Genomic DNA, 19,572 nt, shown 5'->3' with positions numbered 1-19,572 from the left:
GTTTTAGAAAATTATTTTTCTATTTGTATTTATTGCCTGTTACATCAGGCACGTATGGATGAATAATAAAAAGGGGGCGGTCTTACCGTATGATTTTTTACTGAGTTATGTATTTTTACACATTTTGTAATATTCGAAAACTTGGTGTATAGACGAAATGAGAAAATATTTAACGTATATTTTCTTGACATTAAACCATCTTTTGATGTAATATGACTATTGACTACACCGATATTGTTTGCGCCCGAAGAGCCGTTTTTTAAAAATGTGTTTTTTGCCTGCTTAAAAAGACTTTTAATAAGTATTTTATGTTTTATTGGATGATGTGAGGCTACATTCTGGCTGCTTTTTGGCTTTGCCTTTCGGGTAATCCGTTTTGTGGGAGTTGCTTTTTTATTTTTTAAATTGTTTTCAGAAAAGTCAAAAATATATGACCCTTCAGCTATATAGATCTGATTTTGTGAAACTTTCTTATTGGTTTCCGTAATGATCTTTGCATCTCCCTGTACGTATATCTGAGCCTTAACGAAAGAAAAGGAAGAAAGAAAAAATATGAACAGCCCCAAATACCCTATACTAAAAAGTATAGAGTAATTACGGAATGCTGTTTTCATATATAATTTCATCGTTCTAATGTCTACTTGTACATGTATGATTATAGCTTTTTAAACCAGATATAGAGATCCTCGTTGGACGGTATATTAAATTTTTTGCGTAGCCTGCTCTTTCTTACCTGTACTGCTTTTTTGGTAACAAAGGTGTAGTTGGCAATTTCTTTTGTTGAAAAATTCAGCTTGATATATGCACAAAAAGCAAGCTCTGAATTGAGAATATTGGGATATAGCGTGAAAATCTTGTTGCAAAAATCAGGATATACTTTTATAAACTTGACGAGAAAAGACGGGTCATTTATTTTGGCAAGCCAGAAAAGTTCTTTAACACTCTCACTGAAATTTTCTGCATAATGACTTAAAACCTGATTGGCTTCAAAAGTATTTTGTCTTCCCGGTTTTATTCTGCTTTTCCTTTTTTGAAAGAAGAAAAAAATTATTCCGGTGACAAAGGCAATTCCTATATAACTGATAAAAATGTTTTTTCTCATTCCTGTGCTTTTACATGTTTTCCATCAAATAAAATAATCAGCCTCTTACTTTGTTTTGAAAAACTTAGCAAATGAAAAGAAATATAACCATACCGTACAAAAAAAGACACCCTACACACATCCCATACACAATTTAAAACACTGAAATACAGATAAATAAATTAACCCCGGCTTATTTTTGTCTTCTTCAATAGAAATCCGTTGCTTAAGGAATTTAGGAATTCATAACAGCTAAAAAAATCCGAAAGATAACTTTCGGATTCAAAAAAACACTGGCATTTTCATTGTTTTTATATCTTACCAAACCAGACATAAATATCTTCATTAGAAGAAATATTGAATTTTTTTCTGATTCTGCTTTTTCTTGCCTGTACCGCTTTTTCGGTAACAAAGGTATATTTTGCAATTTCTTTTGTTGAAAAATTCAGTTTCAAATAGGCACAGAAAGTTAATTCAGAATTGAGAATCTCCGGATACAAGATCAAAATTCTTTCACAAAATTCAGGATATACTTCCTTGAAGCGGATAAGGAAAGAGGGAGAATTGCTTTTAGCTAATTGAATAATTTCGTCAAACGAGTCATTCACTTTATATTCTAAGTTTTTCTTTTCGATTTCTTTTTGTGTTATTTCTTCCTGTTGATTTTTTATGATTTTTTCTTTTTCCTTTTTCTTTCTTATATAGAAGAAAGAACCGAATAACAGAGAAGTAACAGCTAATAAAGATATTATAATTAATGTATTATGATTTTTATTTTTAAGCCGTTCTTTTTCAATTTCTTTTTCTTTTACCAGTTGATCAACAGAAATGCTCAGTGCGTTTTTATTAACAGCATTGAGACTGTCGTTCAAAATACTGTATTTTTGCAGATATTCTGCTGATTTATAATCATCATTCAGCGATTTGTATGTTTTTGATAAAAGTTGATAAATTATTTTTTTTTCGTCCCCTTTATCTATTTTTTTAGCTATTTCAAGAGACTGTAAATAGTAGTCTAAGGCTTTCTGATATTCTTTCAGCTCATAATAATAATTACCGTATTTTTGCAGAACCACTAATTTTTGATGTAAATCATAATCATTTGTTTTTAATTCAACATTGGCAGCATCTAAATAATATTTAGCTGAATCTATCTCATCTTTCTTATACGTGATAAAATAATGAGCAATATTCGCTGCTGTTATAGGATCCTCACTTAATTTGTATGCTTTCAGAAAATAGATTTGCATAGAATCATATCGCTTCAAGAATTCAAAATTGTCTGCTTTGCAGCTATATATGTAGTTCAGATGATGTTTTTTTAATTCTGTATCCTTATTTTTTTTAGCCTCAACAATAGCATTATTATAATCTTTCAATGCGATTTCATATAATCCTAAAAAATGATTGATTTTACCAATCTCGGTCTGAATTGTCGCCTTCAGGAAGGGGTTGTCGGTTTCACGTAGTTCTTTTTCTGCTAATTCAAGATATTTTAAACTTTCTTCATAATGATCAAGACTACTGAGCAAATTACCAATATTAACATATCCCCATCCAATTCCTTTTTTATAATTCTTTTGACGGGATTTTTCAATTAATTGAAAATTGAATGCAATTGCTTCTTTTAATTTCCCTTCTTTTTGTAATTCATGATTCTTGAACATCAACGCACTATCTATGTCAGGATATGACTTATCCTGTGCAAAAATGAATTGCAGAACAAAAAGCAAAATAAATGATAAGCGAAACATTATAATATAATTTATAAATTCAAATGCTATTCTATAAATTTTTATTTTGTAAGCTGGTGAGTATTGATATTCTTTCAAACTAAGATCATCAATATTTTGTAGTTTATAAATAGGAGTAAGTAACGATATTATTTACCAAATATATAAATATTTGTAAGTTTTATTTTATTTTTTTGGCAAACACCAAAATATTGATACCAAATTCACGACAGATAATGAGCTTTTGCTTTCCCTTAAACCATCATCAGATTGATTTTATATGAGGTCTCTTTTTATGTTTCACATCACTATAAAAAGAAGACGAACATTTCTGCCCGTCTTCAGTTTTTAGCTATTTAAAAGAGGTTATTGTCCCTTAATTTTAAAATCGTCAATTTCCCACGTTGCTGCGGCAGAAGTTGTTGATGTATATTTGAATGCAATTCTCACATTTTTACCTAAAAATGCTGATAAGTCTACATTTCCTGAGCTTACCCAGTCACCAAAGGCACCGCTGTTGGTATCTAATGTTGCCGGCAAAAGTACCCAAGTTGTTGTAGAAGGATTACCTGTATAATTTTCTGTTGCATACACCTGTAAAGCATTTCCGTTGTATCTTACATCACTTGTAAAACTTACTGCTGCTTTAGTCTTTCCAACCAAACTTACTGATTTTGAAATTAGCCAGTCTTCGTTTGCATTATTTCCTCCCTCAAAACCGTTCATTACTGCATAGTAATTAGTTCCATTTCCCTGGTTCGAAGTTTTCCATTCCTGAGCTCCTGAAACATTTACTTTTGTCCAGTCTGCATTAAATCCTCCGGCAGCAAAATTCTCACTGTACAAAACAGGAAGCGGAACATAGACTGAACCGTCGCATCTAGGATCATCAAGATCTATATCGCTTAATTTTGTAATCCAAAGCTGATAAGTCCCGTTGAATACACTTAAAACAGCATATACATCGCCTTTACCTGCTTCAACTTCTATAAAACTTGGTTTTAGCGGATTATCATTAGTCCCAAAATCTGCCTGACCGCTGGTTCTCAGCAAAATAGTATTTCCGGAGCAGTCTTCTAAAGTTCTGTTGGTGGCTGATGTTCCTACTGAATAAGTTTTACCTAAATCACCATCTATGAACTGAAGATCTTTAATTTTTATCCATCTTCCTACATCAGCCATAGTAATCTGAGAAAGTGTTCTTTCTGTAGGTATCACTGCTGTGATTTGTTTTTTAGAATCGAAAAAGTGTTTGTAAACATCCGCTTCTGCAATTCTTCCAACTATTAAACCAAATGGAGATCCTAGCTGAATTTCACCTGAAACCGCTCCTACATAAAGATCTTTAAGCTTAATGTAAACCTCTTTTCCAACTACAAACCTAGGATCATTATGCATATCATTTTTATCAATATTGATTCTGATACCTCCGGTTGCGTCTTCTACATAAATATATTTGAATAGATTTCCTGTTTTGTCATTGGCAATCACTTTTGCTTTTAAAACAAAGTCTCCTGTAATTAAAGTAAGAGGGCTGGATGCCAATTGCTTAACCTCAGCAACGGTTTTCTGCGTCAAACCATTATCGCTGTATTCGCAAGGGTTAGATGCAATACCATCTAATCTTGGGAAATTATTCATCTCAAGATCAGTAACCTTGTTAATATACATTTGGTAAGTACTGTTGAATTTACTGTAAATACCCACAAATTTACCGTTTCCTGAAGGAAGAATCTGATTGGCAAATGATGCATAGCCACTGTTTCTTACCACTCTGGCTGTTGTAGAGGTATTATCTCTGATTACTCTATCTACAGTAACACCGTTTGGAGCAAAGTTAGTACATAAAACTCTGCTGTCGAACTCTGCATTATTCATCTGAATTAAACAACCGATATATTGATCGTTTGTAGAAACCATCTGTAATGAAGTCATTACTTTAGGTATAATTTCCGCTCTTACTGTACATGATCTGAAGATTTTTGCTGGTACGAGTTTTTCGGGAATTCTTGATACTGAAGCTGCCGAAGTCTCTGCTCCTGTTTTCACACCTAATTGTACAACCCCTCCGTAAGTTCCTAAAGCTAAACCGGCAAGTTTAATATAAATTTTAGAACCTTGAGGATATTTTGTATAGGTACTCACAGCATCTACACTGATTACGAATCCCTGAGTAGGATTTTCAGGCTTATCCTGAATGTAAATCGTCTTATAAATATTCCCTGTTTCATCAGTAGAAGAAACATACCCTTCTACAATATCATTAGAATCATCAGGAAATACAAATGCTGTATTGGTATACTTTGCTCTTAGCTGAGTCAATGTCATTGTAGCAGTAAGATCTGCACACTGATAACCATCAAGATTTGGCTCATCATATTTATCGTCGTGCACACAACCCGTAATAAACAATGCTGCCATTACAACGAAAATATACTTTAAAATTGAATTATATTTTTTCATTATTACTTTTTTAGAATCTTAAATAAACATTTGTAAAGAACGTCGTTCCTCTGTCATACCAAAGTTTTGGACCAAAATGAGGTGTTGCTCTTTGAGATTCCTCAAGAACATCAGGAAAATTGGCTAATCTACCTTGTTCAAATCCTCCGGTTACATAATTTCTGTTATTAAGAATATTATTCACCGATACACTGATACCCATTCTGTATTTACCAATCAGGAAAGATTTTCCTGCATTGGCATTTAGCATAAACTGATCATCAAATTTGGTTTGTCTGGTCAATTGCTGAATAAGCTCAGGAGTAACGCCCTCATAAGGGTCATTAGTTGCAGGGTTTGTATACATTGCAGCAGTCTTATTCAGTGCTGAGAAATCCAGATACTGATCCATCAAATAGTTGGCAGAAGCACCTATCCACCAATACTTAGGGGAATTATACTTTAACCCGAAAGAGAAAGCTTTCTGAGGAGTTCCGGCAACTTTATAATCTTTTACATTAGCTTTTCCGTAACTTCTGAAATTATTTAAGTCATCAAAAGAATATACGTCAGGACGGTTAGTATAAGTATATTCACCAATACTTGCTACCCCGGTTGCATTTAAAGTTGGTGTAATTTTCACATCAAAACCAAGCTCGGCTCCCATATATTTTTTATCGACACCCGTCATTGCTTCATTAATCAAAGTATTTACGGAGCCCGTTTCGTTGCTTACTGCAGCATAATATCTTGATATTTCCGTAGAATTGCTGATTGTTGTATAAAAAGCGGATAATCTTAATTTCAAAATTTGGCTTCTCATAATGTAGCTCAGATCATTAGAATTGATGATTTGACTTTTCACACCAGGAGTTAAATAATCTACAGCTCTAGGATTAATGAATAGCTCATTCAATGTTGGAGCTAAACTAAAGAATGCACCGTTATATACGATAAAGTTTTTACCGTTAATTTTATACGTTAATTTTCCTTTAAGACCTCCATTCATCGCATCGTAAACAGCACTTTTTCCTTTAGAATTATTCATAAAAGCTGCTAAACCACTTCTAAAGTGCCCATCTCTCTGAGAATCTGTGTAAGATGCAAAAATTGAAGCTACTACGTTAAATTTGCTGAAATCTACTTCAGAAGATACATTCAAAGAATAATGATTTCTTGTAAATTCATAAGAGTATTGAGTTCTGTCACCCACTCTTACTTCGTAATTTTCGTCATCTACATTATATTTTACGTCATTATTAAATGCATTCAAGTTATATGCATATTCTGCACCCAAAAGATCTTTAACTCTTCTGAAATTATCAGATTTAAGATTTTGATAATTAAAATTGATATTTAATTTCCAATTGTCTTTCAGTCTGGTATCAAAGTGAGACGCAAAGTTGAATGTTTTATCTTTATTTACATCTTCAACAATACTATAAACGGCTCCTCTTTTAGAACCGTCCATGTTCTGATTGTTAAGATAGTTTGCCTGATAGAGACTGTTCCAGTCGATTTGTGCCTGAGCTCTGAATTCATCAGCTGATAACAATCCGTAGCTTGGAAGTTTTCTGTAATAAGTTGGGTTCGGGTCAGCTGCGTGGAACCAGTCTAATCTACTTCTTGCATCGCTTCCGATTTGGTAAGAAACGGTATTGGTCCAGTTTGAGTTTTTACCTATTTTCAGATAATCTGTCAGCATAAACATTGGCTCAAAAACCTTTCTGATTCTTGAATTTCTCTTCTCACCGTCTTGCCATCCCCAATATGAGTTATAATTTTTACCCATGATATCATAAGCCTCCTGAGTATTCGGTGAATTTGAAGCCCTGTATGTAGGAGAACCAAAACCGGTAAAGTTGATAGAGTGTCTTTCACTGAATTTTTTCTCAACCGAAGCAAAGTATGCATAAGCATCCTGATAAACCCCATCAATAATTGCACGGTCTCCCCATCTTCTACTGCCAGAGAATGTAAATGCCCATCCATTTTTACTCATTCCCGAAGAATAAGTTGCCATGGCTCTATGCAAATAACTTCTGTTTGTAAAAGAATATGCCAATGAAGTTTGCTTTCTGTAAGAAGAAGCTTTTGTATTATAATATACTACTCCACCTAAATTACCAAAAGCATATTCAGAAGGTGTAATATTATCTGCATTTTCATAAGGATATCTTGTAACATCATTTAAACCGCCCCAGTTATTGAAGTCTATTCTACCGTCATCGTTTTTAGACATAGAAACTCCATTAAACAAAACATCTTCAAAACGATTATCCACTCCTCTCGGTCTAAACCAGTACGCCCCCAATTCAAATGCAGAGACATTCTGAAATGCGTCTCTTCCTGCACTTAAAAGACCTACTGTAGGCTGCATCGCAGAACCTGCATCTTCTGAGTCTCCCTGAGAATCATCAATCACAACAACACCGGCATCATTTCCTGTGCTGTTATTGAGTACAATTACACCTAAATCTTTTCTTTTTTCGTTAGCAGTAACATCAAATTCTACTGTCTTCGATTCGAAGTTTGGCTTTGTAATTGTAATAAGATAATGTCCGGGCATTAAATCTACAAACTGAAAATAACCAATTTTGTCTGCGGTAACGTCATTTACAGATTGTTCAAGATCAACCTCTGCTCTCTCTACAGGTTTACCGTCCTGACCTTTAACATACGCATAAACAGTAGTTTGCGCATAGTAATACGATGCAGGAAGCAAAGTAAACAAAGAGATTAGGGATAGTTTTTTAATCATAATAAACTTATTTTAGCACCTTCTTTATTTAAGGGGCAACAAATTTAGTATTATTTTCATTAACTCAAACATTTTTAAGGCTTTATTCTATTAAATGTTCTTAACAATCAATAATTATCCCAATAAACATGTCCTTTATGATTGAAATCAAAAAAAGGTTTATTAAAGTTAATTTAATCTTCTTTTATTTTAAAAATGTGTAATTTTAGCCCCTCAATTTTTTGAATTTAATAAATATCATGAAAAAATTCTTATCGATTTTTGCAATATTAAGTTTTGTAGTAGGATTTTCCCAGCAAAAACAAGTGAAGAGAGCTGCTGTTGGGTTTCTGAATGTTGAAAACTTATGGGACACTATTGTTTCTGCAGATTATATAGACGGTACTCTACCTTTTTCCAATCCTAAATTTCACAGAAGCGTTCCCGTAGATTCTCTTAAGTACCTTGAAGTAACAGAAGACTACAAAGGTGAATGGAGCAATGAGCTTCTTGTGGGCAAAAAAGTAGTAAGAAAACAGATTCTTGCAGATGATTTTACAGCAAACAGCCCCAAAAGATGGGGGTCTAAATACTATAACCAAAAACTGGCAAACGAAGCAAAGGTAATTTCCGAACTGGGAAGACAATACACCAACGACAACCCGGTAATCTGCGGACTGATTGAAGTAGAAAATCGTCAGGTAATTGAAGACCTTATCAAGCAGCCCGTATTAGCCAAGAGCAATTATGGTATTGTACACTATAACTCTTATGATGCCAGAGGAATAGATATTGCCATGATTTACCAGAAAAACAGATTTGTACTGGAAGATTCTTACACCAAAGAAATAAAAATCTATAACGAAGAAGGAAGAAGAGAATATACAAGAGATGTATTGGTGGCAATTGGCTATCTGGATGGCGAAAAAACTGCAGTTTTTATGAATCACTGGCCTTCTAGAAGAGGTGGTGAGGCGGTTTCCCAAGCGAAAAGAAATGCTGCTGCTACTGTTTTGAAGAATGAGATGGATAAAATTTCATCAGAAAATCCTGGAATTAAATTGTTTGCAATGGGTGATTTTAACGATGATCCGGTAAGCCCGAGTCTTAAAAAACATTTGGGAGCAGTGGCAAGTCCTTCAGAATTATCTGAGAAAACACCTTACTACAATCTGATGTATAAACTATTCAAAGCCGGTGTTGCTTCTTTGGCTTACAGAGACTCACCCAATTTGTTTGATCAGATTATTGTTTCTAAAAACTTATATTCTGACGAGAAAATTACACCAACATATACTATTTATAAGGCAGAGATTTATGCGCCATCTTATTTAATCAATAAAGAAGGACAATGGAAAGGCTACCCTTTCAGATCTTGGGACGGTGACAGATTTACCGGAGGATACAGCGACCACTTCCCCGCTGTTTCGATTGTTCAGAAAGAATACATCAAAAAATAAAACAAAAAGCACTCTGTAATGAGTGCTTTTTTGTGACAAAGTATCTTTATTTATTTTCAGGACTTACTTTATTCAAAAATAAAAAAGCGGCAACCCCCGAAATTACCGACATGATACAAGCGAGAATAAAACTTCCGATTGCATATTGTAGAATATTGTTTTTAACCAGATCAAAATTCCATTCCTGATGGATAAGATCACTGTCTCCACTTACAAAAGGAGATCCCAAAATAAGAGAAGCAACAATAATAAACGGAATAAACGGCGGCAGGCTCACATTGGAAGCAATAAACGCCAAAACCTTATTGAGCTTAAATAAAACTGAAAGCGATATGACCAATAATGTATGAAATCCCCAAAGAGGAGTCAAACCAATAAACACGCCTAAAGCAATTGAAAATGACTTTATTCTGTTGCTGCCGTCACTTTCCAGAACATCTTCTTTGATGAATTTTTTAAAGCTTTTTTTTTTGAAATTATTGACAAAATTTCTCGGAATGATGTAAACCAAGGTAATGGCAACCAAAATTGTATTCAAAATGCTGATTCTCGTAAAATCTCTGAAAGGTCTGAAATGCGAAACCCTTTCTGCAGGATCGTAAAGCACTTTCACCGGAACATTCTTTACCGGAATATGCCTCCAGGCAGCTCTTACAATGATTTCAATTTCAAATTCAAATTTAGGAGTATAATATTTTTTAGGGATTTTATGTAAAGGATACAATCTGTAACCAGATTGTGTATCTTCAAGTTTAATTCCCGTCTCAAACCAAAACCAGAAATTAGAAAATTTATTTCCGAAGCTGCTTTTTTTAGGAATACCGTCCTGAGACATATTGCGGTTTCCGATTAATAAAACATCTTCTTTTTCTTTAAGCAAAACCTCAACAAAAACCGGAATATCATCCGCATAATGCTGTCCATCAGAATCTATTGTAATAGCATAACGGTAGCCCAGTTCAATTGCTTTTCGGAAACCGGTTTTAAGCGCATTGCCCTTACCCTTGTTTTCAGGAAGATTAATGATTGAAATCTGAGAATAGCTTTCCAAAATTTCTAAGGTAGAATCGGTAGAGCCATCATTGACGGCGATAATATTTTCGGTATAATTCAATATACCGTCAAGTACTCTTTTTAAAGTTTTATGATTATTGTAAGTAGGTACAAGAATGCAGATTTTTTTTTCATAAATTACATTCCGAACTTCAAAAAGTGTCATTATCTTAATGAATTTTTTTCTGCCGCCGTCATGGTTTTAGACTGCATCGCAAATTTGCGGATATACGTTTTCAAAGCTGCACTCTGCTTAGAATAGTTGCTGATAATAAAAATTTTATCTTCCTTTAAGTTTCTAGAATAGCCTACAATTTTGGGAATATTTTCCTGCACACTCATTCTGATAACCCGAAGTTCTGCGTTATTGGGATTATTTTTAATCACAGATTCCAACGAGGTTGCACCCTTTTTTACAAAAGATTTTCTTTTATTCTTATCAGTTGTTACTTTCGCCTCAAGAATTTGTGCCGCCGCTTTGTATGCAGAAATTACAGGATCTGAAGAATTTTTCTTATCAGCAAGCTCAATGAAGTTCTTTGCCCCTTCGTTGGACGAGTTAGCTTTTGAATAAGCATTCCTCAAGGCTTCAAGATCACCATTTTGAAAAATTAACAATACGATTGAAAATAAAGAAATTAAAAACTTCATATTTGGGTATAATTTACAGACATTTTTAATGCAATAGTCTCGCCAAAAGCGGTGGTGTTTTTTACTTTAATACTATTTTCGTTTTCACTAATATCCAGATTAATCGTCAGTTCCGGTGTTTCAAAGGGATTGATGATTGCCATAAACTTTACATTGGAAGCAGATTTCAAAAACAGTTTTTTACCCGTAAACTCTTCGGTAAGCTCCTTTACGATCTGCATCATACAAACTCCCGGTGTGACAGGATTTCCCGGAAAATGTCCCTTGAAAATATCGTGCTCCTTATTTAGTCTGATGTTTGCAAGGAAACTTCCGTTTTCTGCCTGTTCGTAGCTATCTAAGGTATAAAAATCTGTAAGTATGGTCTGCATTTTATTCAGTTTCGTTTTCTGTAATTTGAAATAGTTTGATCTTGATATTGAAATCTTTGTGTTGTAAATCAATACTATCTGCGAAGATATGTTTTTTCGCATCAAAAGTAAAATTGATTTTTTCTTTGTTATTCTTAGTGTAAACAACTTTTTTTAGCAAAGAGTTGTGTTTGTTATAAAATAAATAATAAGATTGGTTATCAATTTTGGAAAGATAGATTTTTGAATTATCATCTTCAAAACTATCTAAGACAGGATATTCCCTTTTCAATAATCTCTGAAAATCATTTCTCAGGAAATTAATCACCATTTTTTTATCCAGATCGGGAAGAACATAATTAAGTTTAAAATCATTATCAGAAATTTCAAAATCAATTAATTTATTTCCGAAATCCGAAGTCATAGCAACACGATGTGTCTTCTCGTTAATTTTTTTGATGATTACAATGCCACTGATGTGATTGTTATAAATATCCATCTGACATTTGTAAACATAATCTGCAGTGGAAGAAAAATAGAGATTTTCGACTGTTTTTTCCGAATTCATAACAGGTTTCACGCCTGTCAATTCGTATGTTTTGCAGGACATAAAGCCTAAGAAAATCAGACTATAAACTGAACTCCGAAGCAGCAATCGGCGCATTGATCTTGGTATTTTTGAAAACAATATTCGTTGTATCACCAGAAGCTTCCGTCATATTGACCTGAGAAACGGTTGATTCGTCTTTAGGAAAGTGCAGCTCAATTTGCTTAATATATTTCAAGAGCTGCGCAGACTTCGGAGTAAATTTCGCAATGTTGTAATTCGCATTTTTGAAATAACTGACAGTAAATTCCGGATCTTTGAACATTTGTCCATTTGAGCTTCCTACAATCAGTTTATTGATTTTCTCAAAAGTTTTACTCTTGGCATCAACCGAAGATTTTTTCCCTTGATCATTAATAAAAATCTTATTATCCTTGAAAACAATACTGTACTGATAAGGTTTTGTGTACTTCCAGCTCAGTATATTTGGAGATTTCAAAGACATTTTTCCGTGAGTAATGATGCTTCTATCCAAAAAATCCATCTTCTTGGTTTGGGTAAAATCACTTTGTAATGTTTTTATCTTTTTGGTTTCTGATGAAACTTTGGAAACAAAAACTTTAGCTTCAGCTCCAGACATTGCTGTATTTTGTGCAAAAAAGAAGCTTGAAACTAATAAATAGGCGATGAAAGCTATATTTTTAACCATTATTTTTAGACTTATTCATTGAATTGATTGTGAAGGTTGAATAATTTTCACGCTTCAAAAATAGCAATAAATCTACCAAAACATTGTACGTTTTCTCTGAAGTGTCGTGGAGAAGAATGATACTTCCTTTTTTTAATCCTTTGATAACTTTATGGTAAATTTTTTTCTCATCTTCTGTAATCGTATCTAATGAACGCACATTCCAGCCGATGCTTTTCTTGTGAGTTTTTTTAATCGCTTTAGCAATATTCGGATTGGTAACTCCGAAAGGTGGTCGATATAAATGAGTCTTTAAATTACCGATTTTCAACATGACATCATCACATTTTTCGATTTCTTCAATCATTTTTTTAGTCGATAAAAATCCGGTATTGTCGGAATGGAAATACGTATGATTTCCAATTGAATGACCTTCAGCAATAATTCTTTGAAACGTTTCAGGATATTTTTCAATCTGTTTCCCGATGCAGAAAAACGTTGCTTTTATATTATTCTCTTTCAGAAGATCCAAAAACTTCGGCGTAAATTCTGTGGGTCCGTCATCAAAAGTTAAGGCAACCTCTCTTGTTTTCGTATTTTTATGAGTAATGCTGTTGACAAAATATCCCAATCCAATATCAAAAGAACCCCAAACTACAATCGCAGAAAACATCAGAAAACAAAACAAATACACCCAAAAAGTCCCTTGAAACGCATAAATAAAAACGTTACAGAAAAGATAAAAAAGGATAAATGAATAATGTTTCATCTTTTTTATTGTTCTTGAGTTTTGGTTTAAAATATCTACAATTTGTATTCGCAATGTCATTGTGAATGTAGCGAAGCGAAATGAAGAATCTAAAATAAAAAAACAGAGATTCTTCCTTCGTCAGAAAGACAAAACTTGCGTTAAAAACTAGACTTTCCCCAACAAAACCAAGCTATGGTCATTCCCTCCAAGATGATTATAAAGCAGAATGTTTTTAATCTCTGCTTTTTTCAAATCATTGATCATCATCACTTCAGGAATTTGCTGATTCTTTAAAATATGACAAGCCATAAATGTTGAAAATCCACTCGCAGTATTGAATTCTCCACTCAAATGTTTATAATATAGCAGTGAAGTATTGGGAAACAATGTCAAAGCATTTTTATAATAAACATCCGATTTGAAATCTCCGCTAAACCCTAAAATCACTGCATCAATATCGTCATTCGTCAAATTATTTTTAGCCAAAAATTCTTCAATAAATTGTTGAGTTTCTTCTAAATCTAATCTGCTGCTGATTTGAATATCTTTCAATTGAGCATAAGAGTTTTCTGTTTTATCTTTTCCTAAAACGAAAAAGCTTGAACCTTCACCCCAGATTACACCATCAGTTTTAGAATTCAAATAATCAACCGGAAGATTTTCTTCTTTTTTAATGGTCTTGTTTAATGTATACAATTCCATGGTTCGGGCAGTTTGCTCGTCTGTTGAGCCTACCAAAATAGTTGAAGCTTCGCCGTCATTGATCTGCAATTTTGCATCCAGAAATGAAAATTCCAGCGATGAAGAAGTATTTACATAAGTGAAATTGTAAGCATGGCATTGAAGCCCTAAAGCAATTTGTCCCGCAACTGTATTGTGTGTCGATTGAATAAAAAACGTCGGAGTCAGGAACTCTTCATGATTATCCAATACGTTTTTCAGAAATTTTTCAGAATCCTGGGAACAGCCCATTCCGGTTCCAACAATAATAGCATCGGGATTTTCGATTCCGGCTTCTTTTAAAGCATATTGTGAAGCTACAGAACTCATTTTTACTGTTTTAGACATTCTCCTGCTTGCTGCAGGCTGAATAAATTCTTTATAATTGGGTTCGATCGCTTTTAACACCTGAGTTGAATTTTCAGGTTTGAGATTCTGGAAAAAATTTTCATTTAAAGTGTCCTGAGCTGAAATACAGGCTGCACTGTTGATGTAAACGGCACTCATGATTTTGAGAAAATTAAAGTTGAACAGTTTCCTCCAAAACCAAACGAATTGGAAAGAACATGGTTGATATTTTTCTCTTTGAGTTCAGTTACAGGTGTCAAATCAAATTCTGACATTTTTGTTTTAAAGTTCAGATTAGGAAAAATGATATTATTTTGAATAGCTAATAACGAATACACCGCTTCAATTCCTGCCGCTGCTGCCAAAGTATGACCTGTAAACGCTTTCGTAGAACTGAATTCCGGAACCTGATTTTCTCCAAAAATGCGGATCATTGCAATTCCTTCGGATAAATCATTATTTGGTGTTGCCGTTCCGTGAACATTAATGTAATCAATATTTTCTTTATCTAAACCTGAGACTTTCAATGCTTTTTCCATCGCTAAAAATGCGCCTTGTCCGTTTTCCGAAGAAGCAGTTTGGTGATGCGCATCATTGGCATTTCCGTATCCTGAAAGGTAACCTAAGACTTTTTTATTTTCCTTTTTTACGATTTCATCAGATTCCAAAACAATGAAAGCGGCTGCTTCACCTAAATTAAGACCTTTTCTGTCGTTGTCAAAAGGTGTATTGTAAGAATCCGTAAGAATCATTAAGGTATTGAAACCATTCAACGTAAATTTTGAAAGAGAATCTGTTCCACCAACAATTACACGATCTAAAACGCCATTTTTAATCAGTTTTGCCCCCATCATAATCGCATTGGCTGCAGACGAACAGGCTGTACTGATCGTTGAAACCATACCTTTTAACCTCAAATAATCTGCGATCAGCAATGATGAATTTCCCGCGTCGTGAGCGTCAATGTATTTTTGCTTTTCAGGAAAGTCTTCGTAGGAGTAGAAATATTTTTCGGTAACATCCATTCCGCCAACGCTGGTTGAGGAGATCAGTCCCGTTTTATATTCATTGATATCCGAAATTCCGGCACTTTCTACGGCTTCTTTAGCCGCAACCATTCCCAATAAAGAGGTTCTTGTCGCCTTATTGTCTTCATTCAATTGAAGTTTTTGTACAAGTTCTTCATTAGACAATTTGATTTCGCCGGTTTTAATCTTTCCGGAATGACGAGTCTCAAACAAGTTAATGTCTGAAATTCCATGTATTCCGGATTTCAGAGAACTCAAATTTTCCTCTACATTGTTCCCGATGGCGGAAATGATGCCCATTCCTGTTATGGCAATTTTTTGACTCATATACTTTGGGATATTTCACAATTATTTTTCCTGCGACTCCTGGAAAAGCTTTTTCAGTTCTACAGAATCTGCGGGCTTCATTCTTCCGGAAAGAATCAGAGAAAGCTCTTTTCTTCTTAGAGCGGCTGCATATCTTTCTTTTTCCAGCTCTGTTTCCGGTTCCATTTCGGGAATAGGTATAGGTCTGTTGAATTCATCAACTGCTACGAAAGTATAAATCCCCTTATTCGTCTGAATCTTTTTGTGATTGATAGGATCATCCAACCAGACATCCACGTAAATTTCCATAGATGTTGAAAATGCGCGTGAAACTTTAGATTCCATTACCACAATTCCGCCTTCTGGAATAGGGTGATCAAATGAAACATGGTTTACAGAGGCTGTCACAACTCTTCTTTCACAATGCCTTGTTGCAGAAATAGAAGCACATCTGTCCATTCTTGCCAAAAGCTCTCCACCGAAAAGGTTTCTGAGCTGATTGGTATCGTTCGGAAGAACGATATTCGTCATTACCGTGAGAGATTCTGACGCTTTTTTTATTTTTGCCATCGTGATTTTCTTTTATATGAAGTGGGTCTCCAGTTTTTAGCAGACCTTTTTCTAATAGAGTCCTGCTTAAGTGAATCTGCTTTAAAAGCCTGTATAGAATCTTGTCGTCTGATCTGGGCAGAGTCTATTGTTACAGGAGCTTTTTTCTCAATCCGCTGTGTTTTTGTCTGCACAGAAACGTCATCTAAAGATTTTTTTCCGAAAAGCAATTCCTGTTGTGTATAAGCAAAATACAATATTCCTAAAACGGGAATAATGAAAAGGAATATCCATAAAACCGATGTATTGAATCGGTAATCTTTCTCAGATGTTTTTTCAGAAATTTCAGAAGGCTTGTCGTTAATATCTGAGAATCTGATTTCTTCCAAACCATAAAAATCCGGATAGTCTGATTCTAAACGATTTCCTTTGAATGTTGTGTTTCCGTTTTCTATGACAATAGTTCCAAGACCGGAAATTTCTAAAGTTTTGTCAGACTGCAGTCTTTTTTTCCAAAAATCAGTCTGCAGATGCAGTTCTCTTTCTGCCGAAGCTTTTGAAATCTCTTTCTGGCGGCTCAAAAAGCTGATAAAATCATCATTCTGAACCTGATAATCCGGCTGAAAAGCAATTTTGCTTGAAGGCGGAAGAATACTTCCGTTTTCAGAATTGATAACAGCTTTGGTGTTTTCCAGAGAGAATACGCCAAACTGCGGAACAGCAACCGTTCCGAATTGCTTCAAATATTCTAAAATGTATGCTGAAATATTCATTAGGCAGCAAATTTATGATTTTTTCGTGACTTTTTTAATGATTTCTGTGCAAGTTGATTCATTAATTATATTGAGAAAATGATCTGAAAAACATATAATTTCAATCAATAGCTTTAAACTTATTAAACAAAAAAAAGACTGCCTCAACAGTCTTTAAAAAAAATTAATGTAACTAACTTATAATATAGGTAGTGAAATGGTGTCGATTTGGTTATTGAATTTTCCAGCTGATTCCAAACATGAAATTGATTCCTGCCTGAGCAAAGTAAATTGGTCCATCATACACATAACCATTGTTTACATACTTCTGATCAAAAATATTGTTAACCAAAAGTTTCAACGCAACATCATGCTTATTGATCTTAAACTGATATTGTGCATTAAAATCAGTAAGAAGGTAGTCTTTCAATTGTAAATCAGCAGTTTCTGTATTATCAAGATATTGTTTTCCTACATATTGATTGATCAGTGCAAACTGGAAATTTTTAGTCGGATTATATTTCAGACTTAGATTGGTAATAACATTGGGAGAAAACGAGATCTCTGTATTTCCTAAATTATTTATTCCGTTTTCATTTTCTATACGGAACTCCAAGTTTCTGTTCTGACTTAAACTTACATTACCGGATATCTCCCATTGCTTTCCTAATTTTGCCAAAGCTCCAACCTCAATTCCTCTTCGGTAGCTTTTTCCTGAATTGGTTCTGATGAATTCTCCGATACTACTAATCTGCCCGTTTAACACCAGCTGATTAATATAATACATATAATAAAGATTGGCAGTTAATTCAACCACCCCGAAACGCTTTTCAATTCCGGCTTCAAAATCGTGAAGTTTCTCAGCTTTCACGTCATTATTGGAAAAGAGGTCATCACGATTGGGTTCGCGCTGTGCATGAGCATAAGAAAGAAACACTTTCCCATTATTTAATCTGTAATTTACTCCGGCTTTGGGATTAAAGAAAAGCCAGTTTCTTTTCAAATCTGCACCTTCGCCGTCACCCTGCAAAAGAATTTTGGTATCATAATCAATATTCCTAAGCTGTAGATCTCCAAAAAGTTCAAAATCATTGATTTTCACTAAAGCCTTAGCAAATCCGGCAACTTCATTCTTCACCGAACGGTTTCGGTAGTACTCATGCTGCTCTATCTGAGAAACGAAAACATCTCTCACATTTCCGTAATGCCTTCCGTAGTATTGATTTCCAACAACACCAAAATTCAGATCCAGATTATCAAATTTTCCGTACAAGGTAGATACTACACCATAAAAATCATTATTCAGCCATTTTTTTCTGATAAAATCTGAATATTCTTCGCCGTTAATATCAGGCAGATTATATCTTGCATAAGGATCTCCCTGTTTGTAATTTTCATAATAGCCTCTTCCTTTGGTATAATGAAGTGTTGTTTCAAGATTCCATCGTTCGTTCAGTCCCTGTTCCCATAAAAGCTGATAATGATTTTGTCTGTAATTATCTGTTTCATTATCATAAAATCCTATAATGTTTTCCCAGTTTGCATCATAAATTGCTCCAGAAAAATTATATCTCGGATTGGCTTCCCATGTCTTTCTGTCGACTCCGTTCCAAGCCTGATACGTTTTTTCCTTCCCTCCAAATGCCATCAGACGAAGTTTAGTTTTTCCTTCCTCAAATAAAGCGGTAAAGTTGTACGAATGCAGATCTGAAAATGCTCTGTCGATATACCCGTCAGAATGAATATGAGAATATCTTCCCATAACCGATAAACGGTCTTTCCAGAATTTCCCGGAGCCTATTTCCGCTGAATATTTGTAGGTATTAAAAGAACCGTAGCTGTCATCCGTTTTAAAATAAAACTTTTCTTCCGGTTCCTTTGAAATTACATTGATGCTGGCTCCAAATGCGGAAACTCCATTATTGGAGGTTCCTACCCCCCGCTGAATGACGATCTGCGAAGCTGAGCTGGTAAGATCCGGAACATTCACAAAAAAAGATCCCTGACTTTCGGAATCATTAAACGGAACGCCATTCATCATAACATTTATCCCTCTTCCTGCCACACCACGAATCCTGAAACCGGTATACCCTACTCCATTTCCTGCATCTGATGTTGAAATAATGGAAGTCTGATTTTTGAGAAGAATCGGCAGATCCTGCCCCAGATTTCTGCTGTCCAAATCTTTCTGAACATTGATAATCTCTTTTGCAACGGGTAGTCTTTTAGTAAAACTGACGGTTTCGATTTCTCTTATCGTAAGAGAGTCTGAATTCTGAGCCTGTAAAAAACTCAGTGAGCCTGCGGTAAGCCCTAAAAAAAATAATCCTTTCATTCTTATAAATTTTTAAAATTTAATGGAATAAAAGGGGC

17 protein-coding genes are annotated in these 19,572 nt (G+C 34.4%); 1 reads left to right on the top strand and 16 read right to left on the bottom strand.

From position 1 onward, the window contains the following. Window positions 1-44 precede the first annotated feature (44 nt). The 5 genes from FOL89_RS03535 to FOL89_RS03515 form a co-directional block, all read right to left on the bottom strand. Complete coding sequence (locus FOL89_RS03535) at window positions 45-614, bottom strand: hypothetical protein (RefSeq protein WP_144281468.1); 570 nt, start codon at window positions 612-614, stop codon at window positions 45-47. 41 nt (window positions 615-655) lie between these two features. Then, complete coding sequence (locus FOL89_RS03530; RefSeq protein ID WP_144281567.1) at window positions 656-1,102, bottom strand: helix-turn-helix transcriptional regulator; 447 nt, start codon at window positions 1,100-1,102, stop codon at window positions 656-658. A gap of 290 nt (window positions 1,103-1,392) precedes the next feature. Further along, window positions 1,393-2,835, bottom strand: coding sequence for a tetratricopeptide repeat protein (locus tag FOL89_RS03525; protein WP_144281467.1), 1,443 nt, complete (start codon window positions 2,833-2,835; stop codon window positions 1,393-1,395). A 345-nt stretch (window positions 2,836-3,180) separates the two neighbouring features. Then, window positions 3,181-5,277 (bottom strand): DUF5689 domain-containing protein, encoded by a 2,097-nt coding sequence (locus FOL89_RS03520; protein WP_144281466.1) that lies wholly within the window; start codon window positions 5,275-5,277, stop codon window positions 3,181-3,183. Window positions 5,278-5,287: 10 nt separating this feature from the next. Next, a complete protein-coding gene (locus FOL89_RS03515; RefSeq protein ID WP_144281465.1) occupies window positions 5,288-8,017 on the bottom strand; it encodes a TonB-dependent receptor in 2,730 nt (909 codons plus the stop codon). Between the two features lie 239 nt (window positions 8,018-8,256). Here FOL89_RS03515 and FOL89_RS03510 point away from each other — a divergent pair, with 239 nt between their 5' ends. Beyond that, the gene (locus FOL89_RS03510) at window positions 8,257-9,456 is read left to right on the top strand and encodes an endonuclease/exonuclease/phosphatase family protein (protein ID WP_144281464.1); all 1,200 of its coding nucleotides are present in this window, start codon (window positions 8,257-8,259) and stop codon (window positions 9,454-9,456) included. A gap of 46 nt (window positions 9,457-9,502) precedes the next feature. On the opposite strand, the gene FOL89_RS03505 is transcribed toward FOL89_RS03510, so the two are convergent. From FOL89_RS03505 to FOL89_RS03455, 11 genes are all read right to left on the bottom strand, one after another. Beyond that, window positions 9,503-10,675, bottom strand: a complete 1,173-nt coding sequence (locus tag FOL89_RS03505; protein WP_144281463.1) for a DUF2062 domain-containing protein — start codon at window positions 10,673-10,675, stop codon at window positions 9,503-9,505. Beyond that, a complete protein-coding gene (locus FOL89_RS03500) occupies window positions 10,675-11,160 on the bottom strand; it encodes a hypothetical protein (protein ID WP_144281462.1) in 486 nt (161 codons plus the stop codon). The genes FOL89_RS03505 and FOL89_RS03500 overlap by 1 nt, the downstream gene beginning before the upstream one ends. Then, entirely contained in the window at window positions 11,157-11,531 is a 375-nt protein-coding gene (locus tag FOL89_RS03495) for a 3-hydroxyacyl-ACP dehydratase (RefSeq protein WP_144281461.1), read from the bottom strand. The genes FOL89_RS03500 and FOL89_RS03495 overlap by 4 nt, the downstream gene beginning before the upstream one ends. Before the next feature lies 1 nt (window position 11,532). Then, on the bottom strand, window positions 11,533-12,120 hold the full coding sequence (locus FOL89_RS03490; protein ID WP_228444849.1) for a hypothetical protein: 588 nt from the start codon (window positions 12,118-12,120) through the stop codon (window positions 11,533-11,535). 19 nt (window positions 12,121-12,139) lie between these two features. Then, complete coding sequence (locus FOL89_RS03485; RefSeq protein ID WP_144281459.1) at window positions 12,140-12,766, bottom strand: LolA family protein; 627 nt, start codon at window positions 12,764-12,766, stop codon at window positions 12,140-12,142. Beyond that, a complete protein-coding gene (locus FOL89_RS03480; protein WP_144281458.1) occupies window positions 12,759-13,514 on the bottom strand; it encodes a polysaccharide deacetylase family protein in 756 nt (251 codons plus the stop codon). Before FOL89_RS03480 ends, FOL89_RS03485 begins: the two co-directional genes overlap by 8 nt. 147 nt (window positions 13,515-13,661) lie before the next feature. Continuing rightward, complete coding sequence (locus tag FOL89_RS03475; protein WP_144281457.1) at window positions 13,662-14,723, bottom strand: beta-ketoacyl synthase N-terminal-like domain-containing protein; 1,062 nt, start codon at window positions 14,721-14,723, stop codon at window positions 13,662-13,664. Beyond that, a complete protein-coding gene (locus tag FOL89_RS03470) occupies window positions 14,720-15,919 on the bottom strand; it encodes a beta-ketoacyl-[acyl-carrier-protein] synthase family protein (protein WP_144281456.1) in 1,200 nt (399 codons plus the stop codon). Before FOL89_RS03470 ends, FOL89_RS03475 begins: the two co-directional genes overlap by 4 nt. A gap of 21 nt (window positions 15,920-15,940) precedes the next feature. Then, on the bottom strand, window positions 15,941-16,468 hold the full coding sequence (locus FOL89_RS03465; RefSeq protein WP_144281455.1) for an acyl-CoA thioesterase: 528 nt from the start codon (window positions 16,466-16,468) through the stop codon (window positions 15,941-15,943). Next, a complete protein-coding gene (locus FOL89_RS03460; protein ID WP_144281454.1) occupies window positions 16,456-17,220 on the bottom strand; it encodes an HU domain-containing protein in 765 nt (254 codons plus the stop codon). The genes FOL89_RS03465 and FOL89_RS03460 overlap by 13 nt, the downstream gene beginning before the upstream one ends. 211 nt (window positions 17,221-17,431) lie before the next feature. After that, window positions 17,432-19,534: a TonB-dependent receptor gene (locus FOL89_RS03455; protein WP_144281453.1), complete on the bottom strand. Its 2,103-nt coding sequence runs from the start codon at window positions 19,532-19,534 to the stop codon at window positions 17,432-17,434. Between the last annotated feature and the right edge of the window lie 38 nt (window positions 19,535-19,572).

Source organism: Chryseobacterium echinoideorum (assembly GCF_007474535.1).
Classification (GTDB): domain Bacteria; phylum Bacteroidota; class Bacteroidia; order Flavobacteriales; family Weeksellaceae; genus Chryseobacterium; species Chryseobacterium echinoideorum.
Note: the sequence above shows the minus strand (reverse complement) of the source record. Positions and strands in the feature narration are given on the sequence as shown.